This is a genomic window from Stenotrophomonas sp. YIM B13575 (genome assembly GCF_042787595.1).
Lineage (GTDB): Bacteria > Pseudomonadota > Gammaproteobacteria > Xanthomonadales > Xanthomonadaceae > Stenotrophomonas > Stenotrophomonas lactitubi_B.
Genome location: NZ_JBHZOP010000156.1, coordinates 1 through 8,840, shown reverse-complemented (window position 1 = coordinate 8,840; position 8,840 = coordinate 1). Strand labels below are relative to the sequence as shown.

At 66.8% G+C, this 8,840-nt stretch carries 10 protein-coding genes; 5 read left to right on the top strand and 5 right to left on the bottom strand.

All coding sequences use genetic code 11. The annotated features are described in order from the left end of the window. Window positions 1–196 precede the first annotated feature (196 nt). From mgtE to ACFX4F_RS19575, 3 genes are all read left to right on the top strand, one after another. Window positions 197–1,558 (top strand): magnesium transporter, encoded by a 1,362-nt coding sequence (gene mgtE / locus ACFX4F_RS19585; protein WP_025874026.1) that lies wholly within the window; start codon window positions 197–199, stop codon window positions 1,556–1,558. An 11-nt stretch (window positions 1,559–1,569) separates the two neighbouring features. Then, window positions 1,570–1,836, top strand: a complete 267-nt coding sequence (locus ACFX4F_RS19580; protein WP_099819259.1) for a hypothetical protein — start codon at window positions 1,570–1,572, stop codon at window positions 1,834–1,836. Window positions 1,837–1,906: 70 nt separating this feature from the next. After that, window positions 1,907–2,704, top strand: coding sequence for a prolyl oligopeptidase family serine peptidase (locus ACFX4F_RS19575; protein WP_099819390.1), 798 nt, complete (start codon window positions 1,907–1,909; stop codon window positions 2,702–2,704). A gap of 53 nt (window positions 2,705–2,757) precedes the next feature. Here the strand turns inward: ACFX4F_RS19575 and ACFX4F_RS19570 are convergent, their stop codons facing one another. The 4 genes from ACFX4F_RS19570 to ACFX4F_RS19555 all read right to left on the bottom strand — a co-directional run bounded on the left by ACFX4F_RS19570 (window position 2,758) and on the right by ACFX4F_RS19555 (window position 5,452). Next, window positions 2,758–3,249 carry a transposase gene (locus ACFX4F_RS19570; protein ID WP_099819258.1) on the bottom strand — a complete coding sequence of 164 codons (492 nt, stop codon included), beginning with the start codon at window positions 3,247–3,249 and terminating at the stop codon, window positions 2,758–2,760. Window positions 3,250–3,458: 209 nt separating this feature from the next. Next, a complete protein-coding gene (locus ACFX4F_RS19565; protein WP_099819257.1) occupies window positions 3,459–4,409 on the bottom strand; it encodes an aspartate carbamoyltransferase catalytic subunit in 951 nt (316 codons plus the stop codon). A 16-nt stretch (window positions 4,410–4,425) separates the two neighbouring features. Continuing rightward, window positions 4,426–4,893: a Holliday junction resolvase RuvX gene (gene ruvX / locus ACFX4F_RS19560; RefSeq protein WP_099819256.1), complete on the bottom strand. Its 468-nt coding sequence runs from the start codon at window positions 4,891–4,893 to the stop codon at window positions 4,426–4,428. Beyond that, window positions 4,886–5,452, bottom strand: a complete 567-nt coding sequence (locus ACFX4F_RS19555; RefSeq protein WP_099819255.1) for a YqgE/AlgH family protein — start codon at window positions 5,450–5,452, stop codon at window positions 4,886–4,888. Before ACFX4F_RS19555 ends, ruvX begins: the two co-directional genes overlap by 8 nt. Before the next feature lie 81 nt (window positions 5,453–5,533). Here ACFX4F_RS19555 and ACFX4F_RS19550 point away from each other — a divergent pair, with 81 nt between their 5' ends. Both ACFX4F_RS19550 and ACFX4F_RS19545 read left to right on the top strand, forming a co-directional pair. Further along, window positions 5,534–7,321, top strand: a complete 1,788-nt coding sequence (locus tag ACFX4F_RS19550; protein ID WP_099819254.1) for a DUF4153 domain-containing protein — start codon at window positions 5,534–5,536, stop codon at window positions 7,319–7,321. Next, window positions 7,318–7,863, top strand: coding sequence for a DNA-3-methyladenine glycosylase I (locus tag ACFX4F_RS19545; protein WP_099819253.1), 546 nt, complete (start codon window positions 7,318–7,320; stop codon window positions 7,861–7,863). The genes ACFX4F_RS19550 and ACFX4F_RS19545 overlap by 4 nt, the downstream gene beginning before the upstream one ends. A 33-nt stretch (window positions 7,864–7,896) precedes the next feature. Here the strand turns inward: ACFX4F_RS19545 and ACFX4F_RS19540 are convergent, their stop codons facing one another. Next, window positions 7,897–8,604, bottom strand: coding sequence for a YitT family protein (locus ACFX4F_RS19540; RefSeq protein WP_380657960.1), 708 nt, complete (start codon window positions 8,602–8,604; stop codon window positions 7,897–7,899). Window positions 8,605–8,840 lie beyond the last annotated feature (236 nt).

The following is an 8,840-nucleotide window of genomic DNA, read 5'->3' as shown; positions in this document are numbered from 1 at the left end:
GGGCATGGCCCGGCGCTACCGCCGCGTGCCACCCTTGGTAGCGCCGGGCCATGCCCGGCGGAATGTGTGGACCCCGCTGGCCGCAGGCCAGCGGGGTATGCGCTGAAACATCCCCTTGCGATAATGACGCGCTGAACACCCCTGTTGCCGCATCCTTGCCAGGATCGCGGCTTTTCTTATCCCCGCGGGAGCTGCGATGGCTGAGGCTGTACGCCACGACAAGACTGCGCGCCAGTTGCGGATGCTGTCCGATGCACTGGACAGCGGTCGGCTGGGCCCGGTACGCCGTCTGGTCAATACCCTGGCGCCGGCCGAGATCGGCAACCTGCTCGAATCGCTGCCACCGGGCAAACGCGAGATCGTCTGGGGCCTGGTCGATCCGGAAGACGACGGCGAGGTGCTGGTCCACGTCGGCGACGACGTGCGCGAGAGCCTGCTCGCGGACATGGACCCGGACGAGATCATCGCCGCGGTCGAAGACCTCGACATCGACGATCTGGCCGACCTGGTCGAAGACCTGCCGGACACGGTCATCGACGAAGTCCTCAAGTCGATGGACCGCGAGAACCGCGAGCGCCTGGAACAGGTGCTGTCCTACCCCGAGGACAGCGCCGGCCGCCTGATGAACCCGGACGTGGTGACGGTGCGCGCCGACGTCAATGTGGACGTGGTGCTGCGCTACCTGCGCCTGCGCGGCGAACTGCCCGACCATACCGATCACCTGTTCGTGGTCAGCCGCCGCCATCAGTACCTGGGCCGCGTGTCGCTGGCCTCGCTGGTGACCCACGAAGACACCACGCCGATCAACCGCCTGATCGACGATGAGCAGCCTGCCATCGATGTCGGCGAAAGCGACCAGGAAGTGGCGCGGCAGTTCTCCGACCATGACTGGATCTCCGCGCCGGTGGTGGATGACAACAACATCCTGATCGGCCGTATCACCATCGATGACGTGGTCGACATCATCCGTGGCCAGGCCGAGCACCAGGCGCTGGGCGCCGCCGGCCTGGACGAGGACGAGGATCTGTTCAGCCCGGTCTGGCGCGCGATGCGGCGCCGCCTGATGTGGCTGTCGGTGAACCTATGCACCGCGTTCCTGGCCTCCAGCGTGGTCGGCCACTTTGAAGGCACCATCGACAAGCTGGTCGCGCTGGCCGTGCTGATGCCGATCGTCGCCGGGCTCGGCGGCAATGCCGGCACCCAGGTGCTGGCGCTGATGGTGCGCGGCCTGGCGCTGGGCCAGGTCGGCAGTTCCAACGCACGCACGCTGCTGTGGAAGGAAGTGCGGGTCGCCCTGCTCAATGGCGTGGTGCTCGGCTCGGTACTGGGCCTGATCGTGCTCGCCTGGTTCCACTCGCCCGGACTCTCGGCGGTGATCGCCATCGCGCTGACCTGCAACCTGTTGTTCGCGGCACTGGCCGGCGTGCTGGTGCCCCTGGGCCTGAAGCGCTTCGGCTTCGATCCGGCTTTGGCCAGCGGCATCTTCCTGACCGCGGTGACCGATTCGATGGGCTTCTTCACCTTCCTCGGCCTGGCCACCATGGTCCTGCTGCACTGACTGGAACTGCCATGGCAACGACAATCGAAAACTATTTTGCGCCGGGTTGGCGCGACCAGCTGCACACCTGTGCGGCCTGCGAATGGAAAGGCAGTTCGCGGGCAATGGTGATGGAGCTGGACGAGGACGCCACCGAGTACGTGTGCCCGGTGTGCGAGAACCCGCTGCTGGTGGTGCTGCATCCGGACATGGCGCAGGTGCAGGCCGCAGCCTCAGGCGGCAATGCCGAGGCACAGGAGCAGCTGCAGATCATCGCCAGCTTCCCGCGCCCGCAGTGATGCGGCGCACGATGCCGGGCCGGCCGCAGCGCACTACCATCGAAGCGACCTCGCCCTCATGGGAATCGCCATGCTTCGATCGTTCTCGCGCTGGCTGCCACTGCTGGCCCTGCTGATCATGACCGGGTGCGCCAGTACGCCGCCCGGTGCGCGCGGCCACTTCGAGGCACGCGCGGTGAAGGTGGACGGCGAGACGGCCTACTACCAGGTGTTCATTCCAGCCGCTGCCGCGCGCGCGGCAGGGCCGCTGCCGGTGGTGCTGTTCCTGCACGGCTCCGGCGAGCGCGGCGGCGATGGCGTGAAGCAGACCCACGCAGGCCTGGGCCCGTACCTGCGTCGGCACGCCGCCGATTTCCCCGCGCTGGCGGTGTTTCCGCAGGCACCCGGCCGAGAAGAATGGAGCGGCCGCAACAACCGTGTGGCGATCGCGGCACTGGACGCCACGATTACAGAATTCGGCGCCGATCCGGCACGGCAGTACCTGACCGGGATGTCGATGGGCGGCTACGGCAGCTGGAACATCGCCCTGGACGATCCGCAGCGCTTTGCCGCGATCGTGCCGGTCTGCGGCGCGGTGCTGGCGCCGCGCGCGGTCCGCCCCACCCTGTTCGTCGAACAGGTGGCGCGTGAGACCGATCCCTACACGGTGATCGCCCAGCGCCTGCAGCCCACCCCGATCTGGATCTTCCACGGCGCGCTGGATGATGTGGTGCCGCCGGAGGATGATCGCCGGCTGCATGCCGCCTTCCAGACCGCAGGCGCGCGTGATGTGCGCTATACCGAGTACCCGGACGGCAACCACAACGCCTGGGATGCCACCTACGCCGACGCGGCGATGTGGGCGTGGTTGTTCCAGCAGAAGCGCTGAACTACAGCTCCTGCTGGAAAACCTCCGCGGTGGGTGCCGACCGTTGGTCGGCACTATCTCTCCGAACCCATATGTTCAATTGACTGGAACCTCCCTTCAACTTCCCATCGACACCACGCATGGGGATATTCACCAAGCTGCGCGGTCAGCCCTGCCCTGATCGGATTTCCCAACACGTACATTGCATGACGGAACAGAGATTCATCGGAGCGGATCGCGTGATCGTGATAGCTCGATTGCCAGAATCGTCCTGACCGGCCGGACATGCGGTTGATCCGCAATGCACTGCTCGATTTGAAGCGTTGCATGATGTAGTCCAGCGAGAACGCGCGGAGCTCCACAAGCCAATGGATGTGGTCCGGCATGACCACATAGGCAAGTGAGTGCGTCAGACCTTCAGCATCAATGCGGCGGACCACGTCCATCACCACCTGCGCCGCAGTGGCATCGTCGAAGTAGCGTCGACGCCCTTGAGTGACGGTGGTCAGGATGTAGGATTGCCCGATCCGGGAATGGCGGCCAAGGCATAGGCGTGCACGGTTCATGGGCCCAAGCGTGTGCCTACCGGCAGTCCCCTTCTATCGGGCAACCCCTCCGATGCAGGTAGGGCTGTAGCCAATCAATGGTTGCGTCCAGCACCACGGGACTGACTGCACTGTGCCGACCAACGGTCGGCACCCACCGAGGCAGTTCAAGGTGAATCCTCCTCTGTGCCGACCAACGGTCGGCACCCACCCAATCGGGACGCGGGGTCTCAACCCAGCAGGGTTTCCAGCACGGCCATGCGTACGGCAACGCCGTTGGCGACCTGGCGCAGCACCCACGACTGCGGGCCGTCGGCCACGTCGTCGGTCACTTCCACACCGCGGTTGATCGGGCCCGGGTGCAGCACGGCTGCGTCCTTGCCGGCGCGGGCCAGGCGTTCGGTGTTCAGCCCGTACTGTGCGTGGTACTGCTCCAGCGACGGCACCAGCCCTTCTTCCATGCGCTCGCGCTGCAGGCGCAGCATCATCAGCGCGTCGACGCCTTCCAGCATCGCGTCGAAATCATCACCCACCACACAGCCCTTCAGGGTGTCGTCGTCCGGCAGCAGCGACTGCGGGCCGCACACGCGGATCTCGCCGACGCCCAGCGTGCGCAGCGCATGCAGGTCGGTGCGGGCCACGCGCGAGTGCTTGACGTCACCGACGATCACCACCTTCATCTTCGAGAAGTCCGGGCCCTTGGCCTGGCGCAGGGTCAGCATATCCAGCAGGCCCTGGGTCGGGTGCGAGCTGCGGCCGTCGCCGGCATTGATCAGCGCGGTGCCCTCGCCCGCCACGGCGGCCAGCGCGGCCACGGCGCCGTCATCCGGGTGGCGTACGACGAAACCACGCACGCCCATCGCTTCCAGGTTCTTCAGCGTGTCGCAGGCGGTTTCGCCCTTGCGCGTGGACGAAGTGGAGGCGTCGAAGTTCAGCACGTCCGCCCCCAGCCGCTGCGCCGCCAGATGGAACGAACTGCGGGTACGGGTGGAGGGTTCGAAGAACAAGGTGCACACCGCCGATCCGCCCAGCACGTGGCGCTTGTTGCCGACACGGCCGACCGCGGCATCGCGGATCTGGCCGGCGCGGTCGAGCAGCTGCACCAGGGTGTCGCGGGGAAGACCTTCAAGCGTCAACAGGTGGCGCAGGCGGCCGGAGTCATCGAGTTGCTGGGCGGTCATGGCGGGGTTCGTATCGTCAGGAAATGGGAATGGCGTCGTCCGGCGACGACAACCAGCGGTCGATGATCACCGCCGCAGCCACGGCATCGAGGGCGGCCGCATCGCGGCGGCGCTTGCGCCCTTCGGCGCGCTCGACGGCGAAGCGGCGGGCGGCCTCGACCGAGCTGGAACGCTCGTCGATCATCACCACCGGCAGTTTGAAACGTTCCCGCAGCTGGCGGGCAAAGCCCTGCGCGCGCTTGCGGTTGGGCTGGTCCTGGCCGTCCAGGGTCAGCGGATCGCCAACCACCAGGCCATCGGGCTTCCATTCCTTGAGCAGGCGTTCGATCGCCGCCCAGTCGGGACCATTGCCGTGCACATCGACCACGGCCACCGCGCGCGCATGCGCGGCGAACGCACTGCCGATCGCCACACCGATCCGGCGCGAGCCGACATCGAAGCCGAGCACGGTGCCATCGCGGCGGATGAGGGCCGGCTCAGACATGGCCGCTGTAATCGGTCAGCCGGAACAGATCGACGCCAATGCGCGAGGCGGCACCCTGCCAGCGCTGTTCCAGCGGCAGCTGGAACACCAGCTCGGCGTCGGCCGGCACGGTCAGCCAGCTGTTTTCGGACAGTTCGCTTTCCAGCTGGCCGGCACTCCAGCCCGCGCAGCCCAGGGTGACCACGGCGTTGGCCGGGCCTTCGCCGCGCGCCATCGCCTCGAGGATGTCACGCGAGGTGGTCAGGTACAGGCCGTCACCGACGACCAGGCTGGAATCCCACGCGCGCGCATCGTCATGGATGACGAAACCACGTTCGGGATGCACCGGCCCGCCATTGAGCACCGGACGCGCCTGCAGACCACCATCGACGGTGGCGATGTCCATCTGCGCCAGCACTTCGCCCAGGGTGTACTCGGACGGCTGGTTGACCAGCACCCCCATTGCTCCGTTCTCATCGTGCTGGCAGATCAGCGCAACGGTGCGGGCGAAGGTGGCGTCGATCAGCGACGGCAGCGCCACGAGCAGGTGATTGGCGAGGGAAGTCGGCGTTACTGGCATGGGCGTCATTCTAACCGCTGCGGCCGGATGCGGGCGCGAAGGGATGGGCTAGGATGGTGCGATTCCATGGAGGATTGAGCGATGCAACAGGATGCTCCGCTGCCCTGGTCGACCCGCAGCATGATCGTGCTGATCGCGCTGCTGCAGGGTCTGGCCTTGTACGCCGCACAGGAACTGGCGCCACACTGGCCCTTCCACGATCTGGCCTGCCGTTACAGCTGGAATGCCTGGGTACTGACGGTGCCTTCGGCCATCGCCCTGACCCTAGGCCACCTGCGTGACCGGCGCCTGTGGCTGCACGCCCTGCTGGCCTCGCTGCTGGTGATCGCGCTGGCCGCATGGGTTGGCTGGAATCTTGCCGGCGTCGAAAACATCTGGGTTGCGTCCCTGCGCGATCCGCTGTCGATCAGCCTGGCCATCGCCACCTTCGTGCTGTTGCCATGGTGGCAGTTCCGTCTGCAGCACGGGCATTGGCGCGCGGACTACCCGGCGCTGTTCGAGCGGGCGTGGCAGAACGGTCTGATCCTGCTGGTCGCGGCGGTGTTCACCGGCCTGGCCTGGATGCTGTTGTGGCTGTGGGCGGCGCTGTTCTCGGTCGTGAAAGTGGACTTCTTCCATCATCTGTTCAGGGAGCGCGCATTCGTCGCCCTGGCGACCGGTACCCTGGCCGGGTTCGGCGTGCTGATCGGCCGTACCCAGCATCGCGCCATCCAGATCATCCGCCAGGTCTTGTTCGCACTTTGCCGCGGGCTGCTGCCGCTGCTTTCGTTCATTGCGGTGCTGTTCGTGATTTCACTGCCGCTGACAGGCCTGGCCTCGCCAGGTGGCTATCGCTCGCAGGCGCAGGAGCTGCTGACTCTGGCAGTGCTGCTGGTATGCATGGTCAACGCGGTCTATCAGCGCAGCGGCATCGAGCGCCCCTACCCGACGATGCTGCGCCGGGTGGTCGAGGCCAGTCTGCTGGTGCTGCCGGTGTACACAGGCGTGGCGCTGTACTCGCTGGCGCTGCGCATCGGCCAGTATGGCTGGACCATCGAGCGCTTCTGGGGCGTGGGTGTTGGCGTGCTCACCGCCGGTTACGCCGCAGGCTATGCGCTGGCGGCGGTGCGCCGGAGCGAGCGCTGGCTGCAGGGCATCGAACCGGTGAACCGGGTGATGTGCTGGGCCGTGCTGGCCTTGGCCGTGCTGGGTAATACGCCGCTGCTGGATCCAGCACGCATCGCCGCCCGCAGCCTGGCCGAGCGTGTGCGTGCCGATCCCTCCGCACTGACGGTCAATGACAGCCGCCAGCTGCGGCAGTACAACGGGCGCCCCGGCGTGGATGCGCTGCGCGCGCTGCAGCAGGACCCGGTCATCCAGGCCGACCGGCGCGCAACGGCGATCATCGCCCAGCAGATGAAGGGTGAACGCGGTGCCAGCTATACCCTGGAGGACTACGTGGAGGCGGGTGTCTACGACCTTCCGACGCTGAAGCAGCGCATCACCCTGGCCAAGGGCAGCGCATCGCCGCCGGACACCTGGTGGACGAGCGTGCTGGAGCATATGGATGCAAGCGACTGCGTGAAGGAAGACAACGGCTGCATCGCCCTGCAGCGCGATCTGGATGGCGATGGCCAGCAGGAGGTGCTGCTGTGCAAGGAGGGCCGCAGCCGGGGGCCGGAGTGCGCGCTGCATGTCTGGCAGGACGCCCAGTGGCGGGAGGCGGCCGAGGTAAACTTCCGCGAAGACGATGGCAAGGCGGCGAACCAGGCGCTTCGCGACGGCCAGCTACGCATTGCGCCCAGCCGTTGGCCCGATCTTTCGCTGGGCGACCAACCGGCTGACATCCACCACTCCCATGACTTCGGCAGGATGAAGGAAAAGCAATGAGCGGATACTGCCGCATCGCCCCGGGCCACCCGGTGCACGAGTACTACCACGCCAACGAATATGGTTTCCCGCAGCGCGATGAGCGCGAGCTGTTCGAGCGCCTGCTGCTGGAGATCAACCAGGCTGGCCTGAGCTGGGAAACCATCCTGAAGAAGCGCGAGGGGTTCCGCGCGGCCTATGACGCCTTCGACGTCGATCGCGTCGCCGCCTATGCCGAGCAGGACATCGAGCGCCTGCTGTCGGACCCCGGCATCATCCGCAACCGCTTGAAGGTGCTGGCGGCGATCCACAACGCGCAGGTGATCCAGCAGCTGCGCCAGAGCCACGGCAGCTTCGCCGCGTGGCTGGACGCGCACCACCCGCGCAGCAAGGCCGACTGGGTGAAGCTGTTCAAGAAGACGTTCCGCTTCACCGGCGGCGAGATCACCGGCGAGTTCCTGATGAGCCTGGGCTACCTGCCGGGCGCACATGCCGAGGACTGCCCGGTGCACGCCACGCTGCTGAAGCTGGCGCCACCGTGGGTGCAGTCATCGCCCCGCTAATGCCAGCGACTGGCCGGCATTGCCCTGGAGCCGTCAGACGCCCATGTAACGGCCCGGGCGGTGGTTGAACATCAGCACCAGGCTGAGCACCACCGCACCGATGGCCGAGTACATCACCTTTGACGGCGACAGCACGAAGAATGCGGCCACCATCAGGCACGCATCGAAGGACATCTGCACCTTGCCGGCACTCCAACCGCGGGTGCGCTGCAGGTAGACCGCGAGGATACCGATGCCGCCGAGGCTGGCGCGATGGCGGATGAAGAACAGGATGCCCAGGCCGGACAGCGCGCCACCGACCAGCGCCGAGTACAACGGCGCGATATGCGAGAAGTCGGCCCAGCGCGGCAGAATGTCGGTCAGCAGGCCGCAGGCGGTGACCGCCGCGAACGTCTTCAGGGTGAATTCCCAGCCCATGCGGCGCACGGCCACCCAGTAGAACGGCAGATTGACCAGCACGAACACCAGGCCGAAGTTCCAGCCCATGGCGTAGTGCAGCAGGAAGGCCATGCCGGCCATGCCGCCGATCATCAGCCCGCCCTTGGCGAAGATGGCCAGGCCCAGCGAGGCCACCAGCATCGCCAGCACCATGCCCTGCGCGTCTTCGGCGACCGAGTGGCGCAGTGCCTTCTCATCGGCGGGGGTGCCGGCAACATCGGGCGGCGGGGTCAGCGGGCCAGCGGTGACCAGGTGGCCGTCAGCGTCGTCGCACGGCGCCGGGCCATGGGATTGGAGGGACATACAGGTGGGGGCACTACGGGTGGGGAGCGGTATTAGACACGATCTGCATGACAGTTGCAGATGAAATCGTTCAGTTGGGAGTCCGGCGAACGGCGCAGCCCCTCGTGGCTGGGCGGCATACTGCCTCCAAATCTGGCAGTGGGCCGGGCGGGTGGGCTGTGCAGGGGGCGCTGCAAGTACGTCCATGTAAGCTCGGTCGCCGCATCCATGCGGCTCACGCCCCTGCACAGCCCACC